The sequence below is a fragment of the Amycolatopsis azurea DSM 43854 genome (assembly GCF_001995215.1).
GTDB lineage: Bacteria > Actinomycetota > Actinomycetes > Mycobacteriales > Pseudonocardiaceae > Amycolatopsis > Amycolatopsis azurea.
Genome location: NZ_MUXN01000020.1, coordinates 242,045 through 262,182 on the forward strand (window position 1 = coordinate 242,045; position 20,138 = coordinate 262,182).

The 20,138-nt window shown below is 66.2% G+C and carries 29 protein-coding genes; 10 read left to right on the forward strand and 19 right to left on the reverse strand.

Annotated features, from left to right (window positions below; all coding sequences use genetic code 11):
- Window positions 1-71: 71 nt before the first annotated feature.
- The 14 genes from B0293_RS26360 to B0293_RS26425 form a co-directional block, all read right to left on the reverse strand.
- Window positions 72-926 (reverse strand): hypothetical protein, encoded by an 855-nt coding sequence (locus B0293_RS26360; protein ID WP_005155801.1) that lies wholly within the window; start codon window positions 924-926, stop codon window positions 72-74.
- Window positions 927-984: 58 nt separating this feature from the next.
- Complete coding sequence (locus B0293_RS26365) at window positions 985-1,332, reverse strand: hypothetical protein (protein WP_245191928.1); 348 nt, start codon at window positions 1,330-1,332, stop codon at window positions 985-987.
- On the reverse strand, window positions 1,332-1,574 hold the full coding sequence (locus tag B0293_RS26370) for a hypothetical protein (RefSeq protein WP_005155804.1): 243 nt from the start codon (window positions 1,572-1,574) through the stop codon (window positions 1,332-1,334). The genes B0293_RS26365 and B0293_RS26370 overlap by 1 nt, the downstream gene beginning before the upstream one ends.
- Window positions 1,575-1,591: 17 nt before the next feature.
- A complete protein-coding gene (locus B0293_RS26375; RefSeq protein ID WP_005155806.1) occupies window positions 1,592-1,816 on the reverse strand; it encodes a hypothetical protein in 225 nt (74 codons plus the stop codon).
- Window positions 1,813-2,004 (reverse strand): hypothetical protein, encoded by a 192-nt coding sequence (locus tag B0293_RS26380; RefSeq protein WP_005155808.1) that lies wholly within the window; start codon window positions 2,002-2,004, stop codon window positions 1,813-1,815. The genes B0293_RS26375 and B0293_RS26380 overlap by 4 nt, the downstream gene beginning before the upstream one ends.
- Entirely contained in the window at window positions 2,001-2,417 is a 417-nt protein-coding gene (locus B0293_RS26385) for a hypothetical protein (RefSeq protein ID WP_077241388.1), read from the reverse strand. Before B0293_RS26385 ends, B0293_RS26380 begins: the two co-directional genes overlap by 4 nt.
- Window positions 2,418-2,439: 22 nt before the next feature.
- Window positions 2,440-3,885 (reverse strand): hypothetical protein, encoded by a 1,446-nt coding sequence (locus B0293_RS26390; RefSeq protein ID WP_005155810.1) that lies wholly within the window; start codon window positions 3,883-3,885, stop codon window positions 2,440-2,442.
- A 128-nt stretch (window positions 3,886-4,013) separates the two neighbouring features.
- Window positions 4,014-4,232: a hypothetical protein gene (locus B0293_RS26395; RefSeq protein WP_005155811.1), complete on the reverse strand. Its 219-nt coding sequence runs from the start codon at window positions 4,230-4,232 to the stop codon at window positions 4,014-4,016.
- A 23-nt stretch (window positions 4,233-4,255) separates the two neighbouring features.
- Window positions 4,256-4,438 (reverse strand): hypothetical protein, encoded by a 183-nt coding sequence (locus B0293_RS26400; RefSeq protein WP_005155812.1) that lies wholly within the window; start codon window positions 4,436-4,438, stop codon window positions 4,256-4,258.
- Complete coding sequence (locus B0293_RS26405) at window positions 4,438-4,716, reverse strand: hypothetical protein (protein ID WP_052014415.1); 279 nt, start codon at window positions 4,714-4,716, stop codon at window positions 4,438-4,440. Before B0293_RS26405 ends, B0293_RS26400 begins: the two co-directional genes overlap by 1 nt.
- The gene (locus B0293_RS26410) at window positions 4,713-5,069 is read right to left on the reverse strand and encodes a hypothetical protein (protein WP_143254644.1); all 357 of its coding nucleotides are present in this window, start codon (window positions 5,067-5,069) and stop codon (window positions 4,713-4,715) included. The genes B0293_RS26405 and B0293_RS26410 overlap by 4 nt, the downstream gene beginning before the upstream one ends.
- Before the next feature lie 25 nt (window positions 5,070-5,094).
- A complete protein-coding gene (locus tag B0293_RS26415; RefSeq protein WP_039917343.1) occupies window positions 5,095-5,337 on the reverse strand; it encodes a hypothetical protein in 243 nt (80 codons plus the stop codon).
- Complete coding sequence (locus B0293_RS43560; protein ID WP_157376422.1) at window positions 5,334-5,474, reverse strand: hypothetical protein; 141 nt, start codon at window positions 5,472-5,474, stop codon at window positions 5,334-5,336. Before B0293_RS43560 ends, B0293_RS26415 begins: the two co-directional genes overlap by 4 nt.
- A gap of 666 nt (window positions 5,475-6,140) precedes the next feature.
- Window positions 6,141-6,479 carry a hypothetical protein gene (locus B0293_RS26425; RefSeq protein ID WP_005155814.1) on the reverse strand — a complete coding sequence of 113 codons (339 nt, stop codon included), beginning with the start codon at window positions 6,477-6,479 and terminating at the stop codon, window positions 6,141-6,143.
- Between the two features lie 110 nt (window positions 6,480-6,589).
- Here B0293_RS26425 and B0293_RS26430 point away from each other — a divergent pair, with 110 nt between their 5' ends.
- From B0293_RS26430 to B0293_RS26455, 6 genes are all read left to right on the forward strand, one after another.
- Window positions 6,590-7,378, forward strand: a complete 789-nt coding sequence (locus B0293_RS26430) for a GntR family transcriptional regulator (RefSeq protein WP_039917348.1) — start codon at window positions 6,590-6,592, stop codon at window positions 7,376-7,378.
- A gap of 712 nt (window positions 7,379-8,090) precedes the next feature.
- Entirely contained in the window at window positions 8,091-8,321 is a 231-nt protein-coding gene (locus B0293_RS26435; protein ID WP_005155815.1) for a DUF2188 domain-containing protein, read from the forward strand.
- Window positions 8,322-8,823: 502 nt separating this feature from the next.
- A complete protein-coding gene (locus B0293_RS26440) occupies window positions 8,824-10,086 on the forward strand; it encodes a sulfite oxidase (RefSeq protein ID WP_005155816.1) in 1,263 nt (420 codons plus the stop codon).
- 1 nt (window position 10,087) lies between these two features.
- Window positions 10,088-10,612 (forward strand): winged helix-turn-helix domain-containing protein, encoded by a 525-nt coding sequence (locus tag B0293_RS26445; protein WP_005155817.1) that lies wholly within the window; start codon window positions 10,088-10,090, stop codon window positions 10,610-10,612.
- 40 nt (window positions 10,613-10,652) lie between these two features.
- Entirely contained in the window at window positions 10,653-11,489 is an 837-nt protein-coding gene (locus B0293_RS26450; protein WP_005155820.1) for an alpha/beta fold hydrolase, read from the forward strand.
- A 46-nt stretch (window positions 11,490-11,535) separates the two neighbouring features.
- A complete protein-coding gene (locus tag B0293_RS26455) occupies window positions 11,536-12,120 on the forward strand; it encodes a DUF7010 family protein (RefSeq protein ID WP_005155821.1) in 585 nt (194 codons plus the stop codon).
- Here the strand turns inward: B0293_RS26455 and B0293_RS26460 are convergent.
- Complete coding sequence (locus B0293_RS26460; protein ID WP_005155822.1) at window positions 12,093-12,740, reverse strand: response regulator; 648 nt, start codon at window positions 12,738-12,740, stop codon at window positions 12,093-12,095. The genes B0293_RS26455 and B0293_RS26460 overlap by 28 nt on opposite strands.
- A 30-nt stretch (window positions 12,741-12,770) precedes the next feature.
- Window positions 12,771-13,970, reverse strand: coding sequence for a sensor histidine kinase (locus B0293_RS26465; RefSeq protein ID WP_039917352.1), 1,200 nt, complete (start codon window positions 13,968-13,970; stop codon window positions 12,771-12,773).
- A 221-nt stretch (window positions 13,971-14,191) separates the two neighbouring features.
- Here B0293_RS26465 and B0293_RS26470 point away from each other — a divergent pair, with 221 nt between their 5' ends.
- Together B0293_RS26470 and B0293_RS26475 are read left to right on the forward strand one after the other, a co-directional pair.
- On the forward strand, window positions 14,192-14,743 hold the full coding sequence (locus tag B0293_RS26470) for a DUF4190 domain-containing protein (RefSeq protein ID WP_005155824.1): 552 nt from the start codon (window positions 14,192-14,194) through the stop codon (window positions 14,741-14,743).
- A gap of 77 nt (window positions 14,744-14,820) precedes the next feature.
- On the forward strand, window positions 14,821-15,948 hold the full coding sequence (locus B0293_RS26475; RefSeq protein WP_005155825.1) for an acyl-CoA dehydrogenase family protein: 1,128 nt from the start codon (window positions 14,821-14,823) through the stop codon (window positions 15,946-15,948).
- A 108-nt stretch (window positions 15,949-16,056) separates the two neighbouring features.
- Here B0293_RS26475 and B0293_RS26480 read toward each other — a convergent pair whose 3' ends face one another.
- A complete protein-coding gene (locus tag B0293_RS26480; RefSeq protein WP_005155826.1) occupies window positions 16,057-16,494 on the reverse strand; it encodes a MerR family transcriptional regulator in 438 nt (145 codons plus the stop codon).
- A 129-nt stretch (window positions 16,495-16,623) separates the two neighbouring features.
- Here B0293_RS26480 and B0293_RS26485 point away from each other — a divergent pair, with 129 nt between their 5' ends.
- Window positions 16,624-17,421 carry a TIGR03084 family metal-binding protein gene (locus B0293_RS26485; RefSeq protein WP_005155827.1) on the forward strand — a complete coding sequence of 266 codons (798 nt, stop codon included), beginning with the start codon at window positions 16,624-16,626 and terminating at the stop codon, window positions 17,419-17,421.
- Between the two features lie 100 nt (window positions 17,422-17,521).
- Window positions 17,522-18,163 carry a histidine phosphatase family protein gene (locus B0293_RS26490; protein ID WP_005155828.1) on the forward strand — a complete coding sequence of 214 codons (642 nt, stop codon included), beginning with the start codon at window positions 17,522-17,524 and terminating at the stop codon, window positions 18,161-18,163.
- On the opposite strand, the gene B0293_RS26495 is transcribed toward B0293_RS26490, so the two are convergent.
- Both B0293_RS26495 and B0293_RS26500 read right to left on the reverse strand, forming a co-directional pair.
- Window positions 18,160-19,365, reverse strand: a complete 1,206-nt coding sequence (locus B0293_RS26495; RefSeq protein ID WP_005155829.1) for a cytochrome P450 — start codon at window positions 19,363-19,365, stop codon at window positions 18,160-18,162. The genes B0293_RS26490 and B0293_RS26495 overlap by 4 nt on opposite strands.
- A 37-nt stretch (window positions 19,366-19,402) precedes the next feature.
- Window positions 19,403-20,107, reverse strand: coding sequence for a TetR/AcrR family transcriptional regulator (locus B0293_RS26500; RefSeq protein ID WP_005155830.1), 705 nt, complete (start codon window positions 20,105-20,107; stop codon window positions 19,403-19,405).
- Window positions 20,108-20,138 lie beyond the last annotated feature (31 nt).

The window sequence follows — 20,138 nt, forward strand, 5'->3', positions numbered from 1 at the left end:
AGAGCCGGGCAGACCCCAGCACGTTCACCGGGGGCTGCCCAGCGAACGTGCGTGGTGCGGGAGGGGGCCGGTCAGGCGGTGACCGGGTGGTGGTTGATCGAGGCGTTCAGTTCGTCCACCAGCGTGGCGAGCATCGCGTCCGGCAGATTGACCCTCGCGGTCAGATCGGCGGCCGTGACGGGCCTGCCAGCGTCGTGGGCAGTCTCGGTGATGCCGGTGACCGTGGTGCGGATGCTGGCGGGGAGCTTCGCGAGGGTGCCGCTCACCCCCGAGGGGCGGGGGGTCTGGATTTCGGCCGGCATAGTCACCGGGGAAGCCGCGGCTTGCCTCACGGTGTTCGTGCTGGCCGGGGCCGGACCTGTGGCGAGGGCTTGTTCGCGGACGCGGGTGCAGGTCTGCTGGATCACCGGCATGACTTCCGCCAGGAGGAACACCACGAGCGGGATCACCAGGTGGAAGAACACCATGCCCTTGGAGACTGCGCCGTGAGCCGGTGCGAGTCCGGCCCACACGTTCGCCACCAGAGTCGCGCCGAGCAGCAGCCGTTTCAGGTAGCGCACCGGCCTGACGTCCACGGTGACGCCGTGCGAGAGCATCGAGGCCTCCCAGCGAAGGAGGGTGACCAGGATGCCCGCGAGGGCTGGTTCGGCCAGCCACGCGCCCCACCACAACGGATCGGTGATCGGCCGGTCACCGGCCAGGAAGTCGTGCACGCCGGTTGTGGTGAACCCGAGCCCGATCGCGAGGAACACCCACATCGTGCGGGTGATCGAGGCCCGGAACCGGTCGGCGGTGACCGCGCCCAGCATCGGGTCGGTGGAGAGCCGGTGGACGTCGCGGGCTTCGTGGAGCTGATCGGCCAGCGCGCGAACCCGGCGGGAGGGTGGCGGGGTGTCCTCGCCGTCAGACTTGGGTTTCCTGAACATGATGTTGCCTCCTTTCACGGGGGTGGACGGGCGAGGCGCCCGTGGCACGACGGAGATCTCACGTGTTCCGCGAGGACTCCGTGCCTGCCGGTGGAGCGGTCTGGATGTAGCGGGCTTGCGCGTCGAGCTGAGCCGCGAGGTACCGGGCGAACTCCGGGGGCATCGCTAGTTCCCATGCCTGGTCCGGTTTCCCTGGCGGGGACTGGCTCACCCGGAGCAGCACCATAGACGCGGTGCCAGCAACGGCGGTGTTCGTGACCCTGGCCCGTTCGAACCGCACACCCTCGATCGAGCGAATCGGGTAGATCGCTAACCCGTCCTCCAATGTGGACACCGCCGAGTGCCACACATCGGAGCCGGAGTCCGGAACGGTGCCCGGGGTAGTCGCCTCTTCAACGTGGGACATCACAGAGCCCGCGCATTACTGAGAAGCTTGTGCGCCTGGTACAACATCTCCTCCACCTCGTGCTTCGCTTTGTCTCGCTGCGCCTTCAACGCTTCGAGGTCACTGTCACAGTGCGCGTTGTACTCCCCCACCGTGAACAGCCATTTCCAATAGAGCAAATCGGTCAACAGCTTTCCGATTTTTGTGTCGATCTCCTGAAACATATCCTCGTACGAGTCGCCGAAGTAGCTCAATTCGTACATCGCCTAGCCCTTTCTGGTCAGTCGCGGGTGTAGTGGATGACCTGATAAGTTCCGGCGCCGTTGCGTTCCGCGCGCCACTCCTTCCAGATCCCAGCGGTCAGTCCGATGTAGACCAGGACGGTCACGCCGACCGCGAGGAACGTCCACCAGAAGCTCCGGATGAGCACACCTTCGAAGATGACCGCGAGAACGGTGAGGCCGGTGATTTTGAGCCAGAGCCCGAGAAGCTTGAGAGTGATCACTGATCATGTCCTTTCTTGCTCTTGGTCTTCCAGGGTGTGCAGCACAGCCCGATAAGCGAAAAGAGCGCGACCGCAGTGAGGAATACGATTATCACCAAGATCGCGAGCAGAGGTTCAAGGAAGAATCGGGGCGCGGTCAGGAACAGGCCACCGAAAATCACCAGCGTCAGCAACGTACCCCCGGTCACCGGTGATCACCTTTGGCGATTTCGAGGGCGAGGAGGTACAGCTCGTCCGGGGTGACGGTTTCGTGGTCTCCCTTGCGGAGGGTGACGTGTTTCCGGGCGAGGCTGTAGGGGAAGGCGTCATAGACGCACACCCGCGAACCGGACGGGCCCCGCCCACGGAGGGTGATGTGCAGGCTTTCGTGGGCCGTGCGCCACCAGTCGCCGTGTAGGCCGGTGAGCGAGTGCGTCCAGACCAGCAGCGAGCCGATCACGGTCACCGGGTCGCGTCCGACACTCGGCTGGATGCTGATGCTGGACGTGCCCGGCGTAAGGCAGACCGAGGCCGGTTCGGGCGCGGGAGTCTCCCGGATGATGCGTGTCGCGATGGCCGCGAGTTTGGCGGCCCCCTCAAGCGGAGCAAGTGCCATGGTCATGTTCCATGTCCTTTCTGGATGGTCAGGCGGCGAAGGGGACCAGGACGCCGCCCGGTTCGTCGTCGTCGAAGTGCGGTGTGCACAGGCGGACGAGTTCGTCAATGTCGTCGTCGGTGCTGTAGCCCGCGCGGACCCGGATCGGGGTGCGGGACTTCTCCGAGGTGCGGTAGCCGATGCCCTCGCAGCCCTCTTCCGGGATCTCGTCCGCGAGAGCGCCACGAAGCCGAGCGTCCTCGCCGAGCACCATGTCCACATAGGAGGCCGAGCCGGTGCGCAGCGAGACCCGGCGGGTGAACAGGTCCCGCACGGGGACGATGTCCTTGGTGGGTTCCTGGACGTAGGCCACGACCGCGAATCCGGCCGCGCGTCCCTGAGTGAGGATTTCGGCGAGGATCCGGTTCACCTGGCTGATCGTCGACCGGCTGCCCCCGAGGGCGGTGAGCATCGCCAGCTCATCGATCATCAGGACTTCGAAAGGGGTTTCGGCCGAAGGAGTGGCCTTGCGGAGCTTCTGCTCCCTCAGGTGGGCCTGACGTTCCCGCATGCGGTCCCGGAATTCGAGCAGCAGTGCGAGCATCGGGTCGACGTCCTCGGGGCCGGTGCCGTCGTCGTACTCCACGTCCTCGTCGGCGGAGGTGGCGTGCCGGTAGAACAGCGGCTTGCCTCGTTCGGTCTCCATGCCGCCCTTGGGATCGATCATCCAGATCCGGGCGATCTGCTCCCGGATCATCGGCCCCATCGCCCGGAGCGGGTTCCACAGCAGCGACCCCTTACCGGAGCCGGACGCGCCGGAGATCAGCCAGTGGTGACCGAGCAGCGGTTCGGACCAGACCTCGCCCTGTTCGGTGTCGCCCAGCTCGATCGCCTTGAGATCGACCTCATCCACCTCGCCGGGCAGGTCCGCCGGGGGAATCACGTCGTCGAACGGGTTGCCGTGCACCAGGGTGATCGACAGGATCCGGGGCTTGTCGGTCTTCTCGATCGCGATCACATCCGCCCCGAGCGCGGCGGCTAGCTCGTCCTGGACGTCTTGGAAGACGCGCAGCGACTGGCCCTTGACGAACTTGACCTTGAGTAGGTCGATCGACGGGGTGGGTGCGGCCACCCTCAGCAGACGCGGGACCAGGAGTTCGCCGGTACGCCGGTCCTGCCCCACCAGGTTGCAGGCGTCCAGCGATTCTTTCCAGGATCGGCCGATGTAGCGGGTCCAGCGGCGGCGGACGGCACGAAGCCGCGGGGACACCAGCGCCGTGTAGGAGTCTCTGTGCAGGTAGCGCCAGGACAGCCCGGCACCGACTAGGCCAGCTACCGCGCTACCGGTGGTGACCGCGCCCAGTTCGACGACGCTCGTGCCGAAAACGGCCGGCATAGTCGTGATGCCCGGGTGGCGCAGCATCCAGCCCGCGCACCGGGCCGGGATAGGGGTCTTCCCGCTCTGACGGCGGGTCTTCGACTTCGGGGTCTTCATCGGTAGATCTCCTGTGTTTCGTGGACACAGGAGGGCCGTAGAGCCCCCGGACACTGGACGCGAGGTCTACGGCCCTCACTACGTCCAGACGGATCGATCATGCGGTTGTCAGCACTACGGTTCGGCCGTCAGCGGCGCCGGGCGCGGGGCCTCGCCTTCGAGCGGTCGGGGAACAGCGGTTTCGCCGACTCCACGGTGGTGATCGCGGTCGCGACCTTGCGGGCGGCATTCGTGTGCTGCTTTCCAAGCCCGGCGACTCGGTTGGACAGGTGCGTCAGCGTCTTGCGGAGCTTCTTCATCGCGTTGTCCAGCTCCGTCAACTTGCCGTCGATCTGGTTGGTGCTCATCGGTCTCTCCCTCGGCGCTCGGTTCAGAACCAGGTCTTCTTAGCCAGCCGTCGGCACTCCGGGCAGTAGGTGGCGAACCAGAACCCGAAGTAGGCGGTCTCGACATCGGCCACGTTCGCGGTGATCCCGCACGCGGCGGTCATGTCCCCCGACCAGAACGACTCCTCCACGGCGATGTGAACGAGATCTTCCTCGCGGGTGGCCATCAGACCCGCCAGCCCCGCGAGATCAGCTCCGCCTTGCGCTTGAGCGCGGCCTCCCGCAGCTCGTCCAGCGCGGTGGACGCGTCCCGGAGAGCGGCCTGTACTTCGGCCTTGGTCGGGACCTGCCAACCCTCGAACCGGTCCGCCGTGGCGCCCTTGTCGTCCAGGGACTTCCCGAGCTTGCCGACCTCATCAAACGCCTTGCGAACCTCATCGAGCGCGAACTCGAACTCGATGAACCGGGCCTTGTTGACATTGTTGATCGTCTGCGACGTCATCATGATGCCTTTCGCTTGCGAGAACAGGGAATCGGCGCCAAGTTGCGCCACTGACGCGCCTTCACCCTCGTGGACTTGGGCACCAGAACCGAATTGCCCGGCCCCTCAAACCCGTGATGGGTGTAGACGTGCACACCTCCCTTCGTCAGCCACTTCGAGGCCAGGAGCTGGTGCACCGCCTCCTCCTCGAAACGGGGGGCGGCCTCGATCGTCTTCGAATCCACAAGGTGATACACCCGCTCCGAATGCCCGACCAGCACATACCCGGTGTTCTCCGCAACCTGTAACACCCTCTCGATCAGGCCCATATCATTGATCGGCAGGGCAGCCGATCCCGTCGTCACCGGCTCGTCCACGGGATTCCCGAATAGGTCCACAGACTCAGGACTCATGGGTGGACACCCCATCAATTCGCCGATACATGGCCAACAGGTCGACATGCAGCAAGCGCGCTTGCTCTGCCAACTTTCGCCCCTGCAAGGAAAGTCCGTCGCCAGCGAGAATTGTCTCCGGAACCACCTCTTCGATCAGCCTGAGAACCGTTACGCTGTACTCCGAAGCGTCGAAATAACTGGAAAGCAGTCGATCCTTCCGAACACCCGTGAATCCCTCGTGAGCGCTCATCGCTTCCCCCACGTGCCAGCCACCACCAGCAAACCCAGAACCAGGGCAGCAGCACCGGCCACCGGCATCGCGACCACCAACGCAGCAACCAGCAACAGCCACAGCGGATAGAACGTCAGACTCGCGAAACTCGACATATCAGCACCTCACATATTCCACTGGCGACCGCACACATTGCAGGTCGCGACACGAGTCGGAGACAGCCAGAAATTCGCCGAACACACGTGATTCCCCATCACGCACCCCGCTTCGGGCCATTCGGATCGAACGACGAAAGACCGCTCCGTGAAACGTTCACAGTTGCCTTGCTCATGACTCCCCCTTCTCGTGCATCCAGTCCGCCTGAATGAATGCAGCCGACTGGATATCGCCCGCGCAGTTCATCAGTTCCCGGGCGACCCTCCGCACACGCGAATGAGCAGCGTCGTGGAGCGATCCGGCACTCTCAAGGCGGTAAGCCCGCGCTGCGAGAACCCGCAATTCCTCAAGCATCGCCGCGAACTCGTCAGTCAAGCCCTCATTTGCAGTCTTCACAGCTCATCACCTTCCGTCAGGTGCAGCCACGGCCACGAATTCAACTGTGCGGCCAAAATTTCGTGTTCACTCATTCTTGAACCCTCATTTCGTCTAGGACGGATACACCCGCCAGTCCCTGACGAAATGAGGTCAGGAACCAAAGCGCGTAGCCGTATTAGGCGCGTTTTTGGGCATAGTTGGGCTCACTATGTATTTGTCAATGATCAGAAGAATTCAGTGCCCGAGCGGGCAGAATGCCGATTTGGCAGGATTCACGCGACGCGTGATCAGAACAGGGCCTTCATTCCGGCCGCACCCCAGGCCACACCCGAGACGGTCTCGTTCTTGTCGTTCTTGAACGAGTACGGCGTCACGCGCGGGTCGATCAGCTCGACACGGGTCATGTCGTCCTCCGAGAAGCCCTCGCCGGGGTCGGTGTCCAGGGTCACCCGGATCTCCTCGCCCTTCTGCCCCTTCGCCTTCACCATGAGCGCGACCACGAACTTGGTGTTGCCCTTGTCGTCGGTCACGACCTTCTCCACGCCGTCCTCCTTCCGCATCTTCATCTCCACGTTCTCCGAGACCGTGAGCCGGTAGCCCGCCAGGTTCACCGGGATGTTCCTCATGTCGTCCTCCTGGTAGCTGGTATCGTGTTACATACCTAGTATGCGATGGCAGACCAGGTATGTCAACGCATACCAACTGACTCACTCGAATGGACTAAGGACGGCAGGCCATGAGCAGCAATGACCGAAGTGCCACGAAGCCCGCTCCGCAGTACATGCAGATTGCGGAGGATCTCCGCCAGCAGATCCGCGCTGGCCTTCTCCCGGTTGACGGACCCGTGCCGAGCGCTGCTGCTCTCTGCAAGCAGCACGACGTCAGCATGATCACGAGCAAGAAGGCACTTCAGCTCTTGCAGAGCGAAGGCCTGCTCTACAGCGTCCCTGGGAAGGGGACCTTCGTTGCCGAGATGAAGCGAATGGTCCGAACCATGCCGTTCCGTCACTTCCAGGCAGCCGAGCGGACCTACGTTCACGAGGCTGGGAGGGCGGGACGAACGCCAACCGCAGAGCATGAGACCCGGGTCATTGACGCGCCTGACTGGGTCGCGCGACGACTTGAGATTCAGCTCGGTGATGCCGTCACAGAGACCAAGTACCAGATCTCGGCAGACGGTCGCCCAATGAGCATGTCGACGTCGTGGGAGCCTCGCAGCATCACCGGAGGCACCAGCATCGAGCACCCACACAAGGGGCCGCACGCCACGCATGGGCTCAATGCCCGGTTCGCTGCCATTGGCTGGACGCTGGCTCAGATCGAAGAGAACCTTGTCGTTCGTGAACCAACAACCATCGAGGTTGGAGCACTCTCGATCCCGCCGGGTGTCGCAGTCGTCGAGATCAGGCAGACTGTGCGTGCAACACATGACGATACTGACGACCTTGTGCCCATCGAGGCGGCAGACATCGTCTTTCCGAGCGATCGATACGAGTTCACGTACCTCATGGACCGACCCAGGTAGGACGAGCGCATGAGCCACCATCCCGAAATCGACGATGCACCTTACGTTTCAGACGCTTCGGGCTCAGTCGACCCGGAGCGTCCGTACGGCGACGCAACACCACATGAGGTCATTGTCGATTTTGGAGAGACGTACCCAGTCCGTCTAAACGGGTGCCCCAATTGCGGCTATCGTGACGTGGCCTTCACAGCGTCTCGGTGCTACCACTGCAAAGCCGAGTTCACCCCAGCGTGCGAACTACCACCCCGAACCGGTTGACGACTCCGAGCCGTCATTGGCGCTATCGTTCAAGCTTGAACGCCCCGTGATCGCAACGTGGGCCACACCTCGCGATCACGGGGCGTTTCCTATTCGGACCACGAGGCTCCATGGTGCTCGTGTTCAGAGTTTCATTACTTGTTCAAGGCGGCCCCTCCGGGGCCGCTGGCCAGGGTGTTTGATCCACGGGCAAGCCCCGCCGAGGCGTGCGGGCTGGCGCCCGGTCCCCGGCGGTCGCCCGTGGAAAAGCCAGCCAGCGGCCCACCCGTCGGAGGGGCCGTCAACAAGGGTTCGAGCCGTGGACCAGGGGATACGGGAGTGCCGGCGTGGCCCCGCGGTGAGGTTCCGTCAACAAGGGCGGCCATCCTGAGTGGATCACCTCTCGGTAACAACCGTTACGCAGTCCTGTAGTCAGACGACTTCGCGGGAAACACGGCTGCTCAGGGAGGCTCAAATGGCAGAAGGCGACGTTCACACGGTGAAGCACGGAGACGGTTGGGCGAACAAGGTCGAGGGCGGCCAGCGCGTGAGCAACACGGCGTCGACCAAGGCGGAAGCTCAGGCAAAGGGCCGGGAGATGGCCATCGAGCGAGGCGTCGAACACGTCGTCCACAAGCAGGACGGCAAGATCGGGGAGCGGAACACCTACCCGCGCTCTCGTGACCCCCGGGAGAGCAAGGGCTAGCGGTTCGCTTTCGCCCACAAGAGCAATGTCCTCGCCGGACGGGCAGGTCTCCGGGATGGGCGAGGAGAGCGTGGAACTCGCGTTCGTGTGTGCCTGTCGTCCATCCCACCGACCTCCTGAGGGCTATCGAGCCTGTCAAGGGGGCAGTCCGGCGGTACTCTCACGACAGCGGGATCGGTGCCCCCTTGACAGGCTCGATCGGGCTGACGCCAGGTCGATGGGATGGACGAAGAGGCCCCCACTTGTAGGTTGAGATCGAAGATCAAACCCCCGACTTTCCCCCGGAAATGGACGTCAGCGGGTGATGATCAACGAGAAGCGACGCTCGTTAACCTTTGCGAATCATGCAGGTCATGCGAACGCGCGGCAGTGAATGACAAATGTCGATCACTGCCGCGCCAAAATCGACACAGTGCGGGTTCGATCCCCGTCCGGGGCACAAGACGTTCCGCTCTGTGGACGTGGTGGTCGGTGTGGACGGCCGCTGCCGACAATGACCCACATGACCGGAACCGGCCTGACCGACGAAGCCACCTATGACCGCACAAGGCTCGCGCAGTGGCGTGCGGGGGAGGCACGAGCCGCCGGGATATCGCGGCGCGGGATGCTTCGGCTTGCCGCCGGCGGCTCGCTCGCGCTGACGGCACTCGGAACGCTTCCGGTCGGGACGGCGTCTGCCGCCGCGCCGATCGTGAAGCCGTTGCCACCGGAGATCTTCGAGGTCTACGGCACCAACGCGGAAACGCGCTGGGAGGCGCTGAGCGGTCAGGGATATCTGACGCCGGTCGAGCGGTTCTTCGTGCGGAACCACACCGCCACCCCGTCGATCGACGTCGGCACATGGCGGTTGAAGCTGTTCGGAACCGGATTGCGCGGTGCGCCGACGGCGGACAAGCCCGTCGAATTCAGCTATCACGATCTACGTCACCTGCCCTCCGAGACGATCACGTCCGCCATCGAATGCGCGGGCAACGGCCGGAGCTACTTCACCAGCCAGCAAGGACAGGCGGTGTCCGGCACGGCGTGGAAGCTCGGCGCGATCGGAGTCGCGCGCTGGCGCGGTGTCCGGCTTTCCACGGTGCTGGCCAAAGCGGGGCTGACCCGGCACGCGGTGGACGTCCTGCCGGAAGGACTGGACGCCGACTACGTCACCGGCGGGACCAACCTGGGCAAGGTGCGGCGCCCGCTGCCGGTCGCCAAAGCGTTGCAGGACGTCCTGCTGGCTTACGAGATGAACGGCCGTCCGCTCCCGCCGGATCACGGCCATCCGGTCCGGCTCGTCGTGCCGTCCTGGATCGGCATCTCGTCGATCAAATGGCTGGGGCGCATAGAGGTTTCGGAGACGCCGCTGGTGTCGCCGTGGAACACGCAGTACTACCGGCTGCTCGGGCCGGACTATCCGGCGGAGGGCACGGTCGTGACCCGGCAGGTGGTCAAGAGCGCGTTCGAACTGCCGTGGAACGCCGAGTTCGCGGCAGGCGGCAGGCATGTGCTGCGCGGCCGGTCGTGGTCGGGCAACGGCCGGATCCGGCGGGTCGAAGTCGACGCGGGCGACGGCTGGCGTCGGGCGAAGTTCGTGGGCGCGGCCGCGGACCGGGGCTGGCAACGCTGGGAAATCCCTTGGCGCGCCGGTGTTCCCGGCGTCCAGACCCTGCGGGCGCGGGCCACGGACATCGCCGGGATCACCCAGCCCGACGTCACTCCGCACAACACCCAGGGCTACCTGTTCGACGCCGTCGTCCGGCATCCGGTCCGGGTGGTGTGAGATGACCCAGTCGGTCGCGGTGAGCGGGGAACCGACCGTCGAGCTGACCCTGGCGTTGCGGGTGAGCACCGACTCAGAGCACGCCGCCGCGATCGCCGCGCGTCTGCTTGAGTCCTTTGAGGACACTGTCGGCGTGACACTGACGGCGCGGACTTTCCAAGCCGGTGAAACGAATTCCGGTCAGGTCGTCGAACTCGCCGGTCGGCGCCGACGTCTCGGCGAAGTGGCGCCGCCACTGCGGATCGAACCGGGACCGCGGCGAGTCCAGCTGCACGGTGAAGTGCTGGAGTTCACCAGGCTGGAATTCGACCTCCTGCTGTTCCTGAGCCGGAATCCGGACCGCGTCTTCGACCGTGTCACGTTGATGGCGCAGGTGTGGGGGCTGTCCGGTGGCAACGGGCGGACCGTGGACGTCCACGTCCGGAAGATCCGCGGGAAACTGGAGCCCGCGCTGACACCGATCACGACGGTGCGCGGGGTCGGCTACCGGTTCGACGGGGCGGGCCAGGTGCTCATCGCGGACTGAGCCGTCATCCGGGCAAAGCAGGGCTGTCAGGATACGAACCGTGAAACCGACTTACGTTTTCGTCCACGGCTCCAACTGCAACTCCTTCACCTGGAACCCGCTGCAACGCGAGCTCGCCCTGCTCGGGCACCGCACGCTGGCCGTCGACCTTCCCGGACACGGCTTCAGCGCCGGATTCCACGCGGCGTACCAGGCGCCGCAGGACCTGGGGACGCTGGCCACGGCGCCGTCGAGCCAGGCAGGCGTCACCGCCGCCGAACTCGTCGAACACGTGGTGGACGTCGTGCGCAAGGTCGCCGAGCACGGGCCGGTCATCCTGGTCGGGCACAGCCGCGGCGGGATCCCGCTCACCGGCGCGGGCAACGCCGTCCCGGATCTGATCGACCGGATCGTCTACATCTCCGCGTGGTGCTGCGTCGACGCGACGGTGGGCGAGTACATGCAGGGACCCGAGAACGCGAGCAGCGCGCTCAACGACGTCGGCGCTGTCGTCGTCGCGAACCCCGCCGAACTCGGCGCGCTCCGGATGAACTGGCGCACGGCCGATCCCGCCCTGCTGGCCGCGTTGAAGACCGCGATGCTCGAAGACGGCACCGAGCAGGAGTTCTTCGCCTACCTCAACACCCTCGAACCGGACGAGACCCTGGACGCGGGCACCGAACGCGCCGACGCCGCCACGTGGGGCCGGATCCCGCGCACGTACATCAGGCTCACCGGGGACCGGTCGATGCCGCTCGCGCTCCAGGACCGTTTCATCAAGGAGGCGGACGCGCTCACCCCGGACAACCCGACCGACGTGCGGTCGCTCGACAGCAGCCACGTCCGCTTCCTCATGCACCCGCAGGAGGCGGCGGCCATCCTCGCCGGGCTCGCGTAGCCCCCGGGGTACTGTTCCGCCGGGGGGAGGAGGAGACCCAGGAGCGATGACGGACGGACAGTTCACCAAGGGACACCTGATCACGTTGCTGATCAGTTCCGCGATCGGAGTGGGATTCGGCGCCGCCTGGTGGTTCTTCGGCGCCTCTTCCGTCTCGGGCGGATCGACGACGCTGGTGGTCGTGGGTGTCGTCGCCGTGCTGGGGCTGGCGGGCTGGCTCGTGCTGACCGCCCGGCGAGGGGCCGGGCTGCCCGCGGGCGGCGGCCGGGAGGAAAGCCCGTTCGGCAAGCAGTACGGGATCGCCGTGCTGCTCATGCTGGTGGGGATCTTCGCTGGAGCGAGAGTGCTCTCGGCGGTTTTCGCACTTCCGGAAGCCGTGCCCGCGTGGGTGCTCTTCGTGGTCGGCCTGCACTTCCTGCCGTTCGCGAAGTTGTTCGGCTCGCGGCGTTTCCTGGTGCTGAGCGCCTTGCTGTGCGTCGTCGCCGTTCTGGCCGCCGTGCTCGCGATCGCGGGCTGGACGGCGGCCTGGCAGCTCGTACCGGGCTTCGGCGGTGCCGTGGTGCTCTGGGCGACCGTCGTCGCCGGGCTGCTCGGGACGGATCGTCAGGGCGCCACGAGCCCGGCTTCGTAGGCGAAGATCGTCAGCTGGACCCGGTTCGTCGCGTCGAGTTTCGCGAAGATCCGGGTGATGTGGGTCTTCACCGTCGCTTCGCTCAGATGCAGTTCCGCGCCGATCTCGGCGTTGGTCCAGCCCTGGGCGACGGCGGTGACGATCTCCCGTTCCCGTTCGGTCAGGGTGCTCAGCCCGGCCCGCGCCCGATGACGGCGAGGGCTCACCCGGGCCGCGACGAAATGCCCGATGAGTTTCCGCGTCGTCCGCGGCGACAACATCGCCTCGCCCGCCGCGACCACGCGCACCGCGTCGATGATCTCCTGCGGCGAGCCCTCCTTCAGCAGGAAACCGCTGGCGCCCGCGCCGAGCGCGTCGAAGACGTACTCGTCGAGGTCGTAGGTGGTCAGTACGAGGACCTTCGGCGGGTTGGGCAGCGCGGTCACGGCCGCGGTCGCGGCGAGACCGTTCATCCGCCGCATCCTGATGTCCATCAGCACGATGTCGGGAGCGTGCATGGTCACCTTCGGCACGGCCTCGTCCCCGTCGCCCGCTTCCGCGACGACCTGGATGTCGTCCGTGCTGGACAGGATCATCGACAAACCGGTTCGCACGAGCGGGTCGTCGTCGACGAGCAGCACTCGCAGTGGGCGCTGGTTCACTCGGACAGGTTAGTGGTGTCCCCATGGTAGCCAAGCCCGGACGGCGAATGTGCGTTCTTCGGTGGGGCCCGCGCTGACGTTCCCGCCGATCAGCGTGACACGTTCGCCGATCCCGGTCAGCCCCGTGCCCGCGCCCGGAGTCTTCCCCGCGCCCGGTGTCGCGGGCAGCGGATTGACGACCTCGACGGTCAGCCCGTTCCCCGGCCCTCCCCGCACCGAGACCTCGGCCGCCGCGCCCGGCGCGTGCTTGAGGATGTTGGTCATCGACTCCTGGACGATCCGGTACGCGGTCGTGCCGAGCAGCGCCGGAGCCCCGCCCGCGTCGTCGAGCAGGATCGTCACGTTGACCCCCAGCCCGGCCTTGCGGGCGTTGGCGACCAGTTCGGGGATGTCCGCCAGCGTCGGCTGCGGCGGCTCGGGCTGGGTGCCGCTCTCGCCGTTCTCGCCGAAACCCTGGCCGTCGCGGAGGACGCCGATGACCTGCCGCAGGTCTTCCAGTGACTGGCGCGCGGTCGTGCGGACGGTTTTCGCGGCTTCCGTCGTCGCGGGTCCTTTGCTGACCTCGAGCGCGCCGGCTTGCAGGGACAGCAGGGAAAGCCGGTGCCCGAGGACGTCGTGCATCTCGCGCGCGATCCGGGTGCGTTCCGCGCGCCGGGTCATTTCGGCGCGGAGTTCTTCTTCCTTGGCCTCACGGATCGCGAGCGTGTCCTGCATCCCGCGGACGACCCCGACGGTGAGCGGCACGGCCGTCATCACGACGGCGACCGTCAGCGTCCCCATCAGCTGCACGGCGGAGAACTGCTTGCCGACGATCTGCCCCGCGACGGTCACGTCGGGATGGCGGTTGGCGTCGCCGAACAACGCCCACGCCGTCGCGACGTAGACGAGCACGGAACCGATCCACATGAGACGGTCGCGCCGGCGCGCGGTCAAGGCGGCGAGGGCGACCAGCGCGGCCAGCGCGTCGGACCGGAAACAAAGCGGCGGCACGAGGGCGATCCCGAGGACCAGTTCCGGCCATTTGTGTCGCCAGCAGAGCATGACGGCCGCCGCGATCCCGGTGAAGAAACCGAGCGTTGACCACCAAGTCGGATCGAACGATTTCGTCTCCGGAAGGTACCCCTGGGCGCTGAAGACGAAAATGCTGCTGACCACGCACGCCGCGACCGCCACCACGGTGAGCACCACCTCGAGCGCACGTCTTGCCATGCGTTGAGCGTACGCAAAGTGGCTTGGTCCCCCGCATCAGCGGAACAGATCCTTCCGGAAGCGCGAATTACGACTTTCGTCGTAACGGGTTCAAGCGCCGAGGACGACGCGGAGGCCTCGCGATCGCTGGTTGTATGCCGCCTCGTTCATCCCTTTGGAAAGGAAAACCCGTGACCCAGCAAACCCCCTACACGCCGGCCCCGCAAGCCCCTGGCGGCCCGATGCCACCCCGCAACGGCATCGGCGTCACGGGCTTCGTCCTCGGCCTGGTGGGGCTGGTCTTCTCCCCGATCCCGTTCGTCGGCGTCATCGCCTGGCCGCTGGTGATCCTCGGCCTGATCTTCTCGATCATCGGGCTGATCCGCGTCAAGAACGGAAAGGCCTCCAACAAGGGGCTCTCCATCACCGGCATCGCGTTGTCCGCGCTCGGGCTCGTGGTCTGCGTGGTGTGGATCTTCGTGTTCAACGCGGCCGTCAACGAGGTCAACAACGAGATCAACCGCACCGCGAAGGTGTCTTACGAGATCACCGGCGACGCCACGAACGTCGAGGTCATCTACGGCGAGGTGCTCAACCCCGTCACCGAAACGGTTCCGGCGCTGCCCTGGAACAAGGAAGTCGAGAACAAGGGCGTCTACAAGGGCGGGACGCTCACGGTTTCGACGGGTGAGACCGGCGGATCGGTCACCTGCAAGATCACCGTCGACGGCGCGGTGGTGTCCACCAAGACCGCTTCCGGGGAATTCGCCACGGCCGCTTGCACCGGAGTGTGACGGCCGGGCGGTGAAAGGCCTCCTTCGCCATTCTCGGGGTGGCGGGGAGGCCTTCGCGATTCCGGCATGATGCGGGCATGACCGAGACCGTCCATCCGTTCGCCCCGCCCGCCCACGAACGTCGCTGGATCGAAACCGTCACCGAACTGGCGAAGGACTTCGCCGCGAGCGCCGCCGAGTTCGACGAAACGGCCGAGTTGCCCATCGCCAACCTTCGCGCGCTCCATGCGACAGGACTCGACAGGGCGACCTTGCCGGCGGAGTTCGGCGGTGAGGACCTCAGCTATCGGGCCTATGGCGAGATCGTCCGGATCCTCAGCGCCGCCTGTTCCTCCACGGCGTGCGTCTGGGTGATGCACATCGGTGCCGCGGTCGGACTGACTCAGCTGTCCGCTCCCGAACTGGGCCGGTTCTATGCCGGGGAACTCATCGACGGCAAACGGTTCGCGAACGCGCTGTCGGAACCGAGCGGCGGGAACATGTTCCTGATGCCGCAGCAGGTCGCCGAGCCCGTCGACGGCGGGCACCGGCTCACCGGTGCCAAGCGGTTCGTTTCCGGTTGTGAGGTCGCCGACCATTTCCTGGTCAACGCGCTCGTCGACGGCGCGCCCACCTTCTTCGGTGTGGCGCCGGACGACACGATGACCTTCGTACCGATCTGGGACACGATGGGGTTGCGCGCCAGCCGCAGTCAGCTCGTCTCTTTCGAAGGGACCGTTCTGCGGGCGGACCGCAGGTGCCCGCCCTCGGCCGAGCGGCGCCCGAACCACATCGCGGCCGGCCTCGCGTTCCTGTCCCTGGGGATAGCCGACGCGGCGGAGGACGCGCTGATCTCGCATGCGCGAAGCCGCGTCATCCCCGCGACGGGACAGCCGCTCGCGGAAATGCAATGGCTGCGGTTCGAAGCCGCGGATGTCCACACCCGTCTCGAAGCGGCGCGCATGTACTCGCTGCACATGGCGTGGCTGGCGGACCGGAACTCGCCGGAGTTCCTGCCCGCGACCATGACGGCGAAGGTGCTCGCGAACGACATCGCCCGCGACGTCGCCCAGCTGGCGCTGAAAGCCGGTGGTGGATCGGGCTTCCTGCGCACTTCGCCGATCCAGCGGCTTTTCCGGGACGCGCAGGCCGGTGGGCTGATGGCTTATTCGGCCGAAGTCTGCAAGGACCGGATCGGGGAGACGGTGCTCCTGCCGCAGGACTGACTCGGATGGCCGGCCGGGTGACGTCAAGCCCGGCCGGTCCCGCCGGAGCGGGTCAGCAGCAGCCGGTGCCGCAGCAGTCGCAGTCGCACCAGTCGTCGTTCCGCATGGTCATCCACCTCCTTCCCCGGATTCGCGGGCAGGTGGGCACCAGGCGCCGGGAAGCGGATCGGCGCAGCTCTCGCCGGACATCCCGGACAGCAGGGAACTGAGTTCGGCGTGCAACTCGCCGAGCCGGCTCATCTCCGCCTCGATCTCGGCGAGATGACGCCTCAGCATGGTTTCGGCGGGTTCGCACGGGCACACCCCGGTGTCGCGCACGCTCAGCAGGTCACCGATCTCCGTCAGCGTCAGCCCGAGCCGCTGGGTGCCGCGGATGAACCGCAGCCTGTCGATGACGTTCTCGTCGTAGCGCCGGTGCGCCCCGCTCGTCCGCGCCGGGACGGGCAGGAGGCCGATGCGCTCGTAGTAGCGCACGGTGTCCGGCCGGACCCCGGCGCGAGAGGTCACCTGGGACATCGTCAACGCCGTCGCCGCTTCGGTTCGCATGTCCTGAGCGTAGAACTTGGACCCGGCTCCAGAATCAAGCCCGAAATCCGACGGGGCTCACGAGGAGAAGACGGCGGCGCGGCGCGTCCGCATCATTCGAGAGGGTGGAAACGGCGAGAGGACGGCACGGTGACTGACTTCCGGTACGTGATCAGGGACCTCACCACGGAGGGTGAACAGGTCGACGCCCTGGTGTCCGATCTGGACGACGCGGGATGGGATCTGCCCACGCCCGCGGCCGGCTGGTCGATCAAGCACCAGATCGCTCATCTCTCCTTCATCTTCAAGATCGCCGGGTTGTCCGCGGCCGAACCGCAGAAGTTCGCCGAAGTCATGAAGAGCTCGATGGCGCGCGGCTTCGACGCCGCCGTCAACGCGGCGCTCGACGATTACCTCGGCGACCCCGACGAGGTCCTGCTGAGCCGGTGGCGCGCCGAACGCGACGCCGGTATCAAGGCGCTCGCCGCGGTCCCGGCGGACCAGGTCGTGCCGTGGCTGGTCAACCCGCTGCCACCGGCCATCCTCGCTTGCGCCGGGATGATGGAACTGTTCGCCCACGGCCAGGACATCGCGGACGCGCTGGGCGTGCGGCCGGAACGGACCGACCGGCTCGCGTACCTCGTCGGATTCGCCGTCCGGGTGCGGGACTTCGGCTACGAGGCACGAGGCCTGACCCCGCCGGAGCAGGAGTTCCGCTTCGAGATCACTTCGCCGTCGGGGCAGCTGTGGACCTTCGGCCCCGAGGACTCGCCGCAGCGGATCACCGGGAGCGCGGAGGACTTCTGCCTCCTGGTCACGCGGCGCCGTCACCGCGACGATCTCGACGTCCGTGCCGAAGGCGCGCTCGCGGAGCACTGGCTGGACATCGCGCAGGCGTACCGCGGTCCCGCGGGAGAGGGCCGCGCGCCAGGGCAGTTCGAAAGCTGAGAAACCGCGCCGCTTCCGGGATGATTCAGAGCATCCTGGGAGTCGCGATCAACTCCGCCCGGTGCGATCGTCGAGGACACACGGGGTCTAGGAGGCGATCGTGGCACGGGTGTGGCTGATCAGGCACGGAGAGAGCGAGTCCAACGCGGGTCTTCCCGGCGGCGAGCCGGGGGCGTCGGCACTGACCGGACTCGGCAGACGGCAAGCCCTCGAAGTCGCGGAATCACTGGCGGAACCGCCTCGGTTGATCGTGACGTCGCCGTTCCTGCGGGCGCGACAGACCGCCGAGCCGACGATCGAGCGGTACCCCGGCGCGGAGCGTGAGGAGTGGCCTGTCCAGGAGTTCACCTTTCTCGGCGAACTCCATGGACAGGTCACCACCACCGCGACCCGCAAGCCGTACACGGAGGCCTACTGGGAGCGGGCCGATCCACACCACGCGGTGAACGGCGCGGAATCCTTCGCCGATCTCTTCGCCCGGACCCGGGAATTCCTGGCACGGTTGGGAGAACGGGAACCCGGACCGATCGCGGTCTTCACGCACGGGCTCTTCATCCGCGCGGTCATGTGGTCACTGCTGACCGGGGTCACCACCCCGGACAGCGAGGCCATGCGCGGATTCCGCACGTTCGCCGACACCTACCTCGTGCCGAACGGCAACATCACCGAACTGCGATACACGCCCGGGAAACGGATTCCGCGGGTGGTGGTCCCGCTAGCGTCCCGGTACGCCGACCGTTAGGGCTTCAGCAGCAGCTGGAGCTCGTTCACCCCGGTCATGTGCGGGCTGGGGATGAACGACGGCGGAACGGCCGGATCGGTACGCAGATCAGGGAACCGGTCCAGCAGGATGTTGAGCGCGGTCTTGCCTTCCAGCCGGGCCAGCGGGGCGCCGATGCAGAAATGGATCCCGCGGCCGAAGGCGAGATGCGGGTTGTGCGCCCTCGCCGGGTCGAAGACGCCCGGGTCCGTGAACGTGCGCGGATCCCGGTTCGCCGCCGCGACCCAGGTGAACACCATGCTGTCCGCCGGGATCGTCTGTCCGCCCAGTTCGACCTCGGTCGTCGTGGCGCGGGCGACGAGGGCGAACGGGCTGAGGAAACGCAGTGATTCCTCGATGGTGGCGGGCAGCAGCGAGCGGTCCTCGCGGACGCGCCGGTACTCGTCCGGATGGGAATCCAGGCACAGCACCGTGTTCCCGAGCAGCATCGTGGTGGTGATGTGCCCGGCGAGCAGCAGCACGTTCGCGAAATTGACGACTTCGTTCTGCGTGAGTTTCACGCCGTCGACCTCGGCCTCGACGAGCTTGGTCAGCAGGTCCTCACGCGGGTTCTTCCGTCGGTCGTCGACGTGCTCGCCCAGATAGCCGACGAGGTTGTTCAGCTGTTCCTGCGTCTCCTCGGCGGCCTTCTTGTCCGCCTCGGTCTGCTTGGTCAGCGACCGTTGCTGGCTGTTCCGCAGCAACGTGTCGACCCATTCCTTGAACAGGTCGCGATCGCTCGCCGGGATGCCGAGCAGTTCCGCGATGACGATCACCGGCAGCGGATAAGCCAGGTGTGTCACCAATTCCATCGAGTCCGCGCCGTCGACGGCGTCGAGGAGTTCGTTCGTCAACGCGGCGATCCGCGGTTCGAGGTCCGCGACGACCTTCGGCGTGAAGGCGTGGCTGACCAGCGTGCGCAGCTTCTTGTGGTCCGGCGGGTCCATCTGGAGCAGGTTGCCCTCGACGAACTGGTCCTTCGCCGGCGACACCTCCTTGGGGATCAGGCGGGCGGTGTCGGAGGAGAACACCTTGGGATCACTCAAGGTTTTCAGTGCTTCGGCGTGACCGTAGACATTCCACGCACCCGTCGCGGGTTCGAAACCGACCGGGTCGGCCGGGAATTCACCTCGAAGCCAGAACTGTGCCTCGTGGACACCCCAGTTTTCGGCGATCGTGGTCATGGCTTGCCCCCTTCTTCTCGTGGTGGAGGAGCTCGGATCAGCCAGGCTCCTCGGTGCCGTCCTTTCGGTAGATCCAGGCGTCATAGGACGAGATCAGATCCCGGAACGCTTCGATCACTTCGGCCGCGGCGTCGGCCAGATTCGCCGTGGACGCCTGCTCCGGCGGCTCGAACGCCGTCCGGATGATGTGCGCGAGAGCGTCGGCCTTCTCCTCGGGTGTGAGGCCGGTGCCGTCGCTGGTGAAGCTGTCCATCAGGTAGAACCCCAACGCCGAGGCGCGCAGGGAAAAGAGCAGGTTCGGGATGTCGTTCCGGAGCAGGCCCCGGTCGGTCATCGTCTTCAAATACCGCTCGGTGACGACGGCGTCCTGATCCTGCAAGGGATGTCGCTTCAACCGGCCCAGCAGTTCGGTGTTGCCGGTGATGAGCGCGCCGAGCAACGGATTGCGCTGGGTGAACAGGAACGCGGCCCGCTGGAACCGATGCGGGACCACTTCCGCCGGATCCTCGGCCAGCCGATCGAGAAGATTCGCGGCGGCCCGGAGGGATTCGCGCAGGAGCAACGCGTGGAAGAGGGTTTCCTTGGTGGGCCAGTGCAGGTAGATCGTGCCTTTCCCGATGCCCGCCTGACTCGCGATGTCCTCGATGGTCACCTTGCGATAGCCCAGCCGCGACAGCAGGACGCCGGCCGCGTCGAGGATGCGATCGGCGCGGCCGGCGGTGCGGTCCGGACGTTCTGTCACGTGCGCTCCCAGTCTCTGACTTCGTGACCAG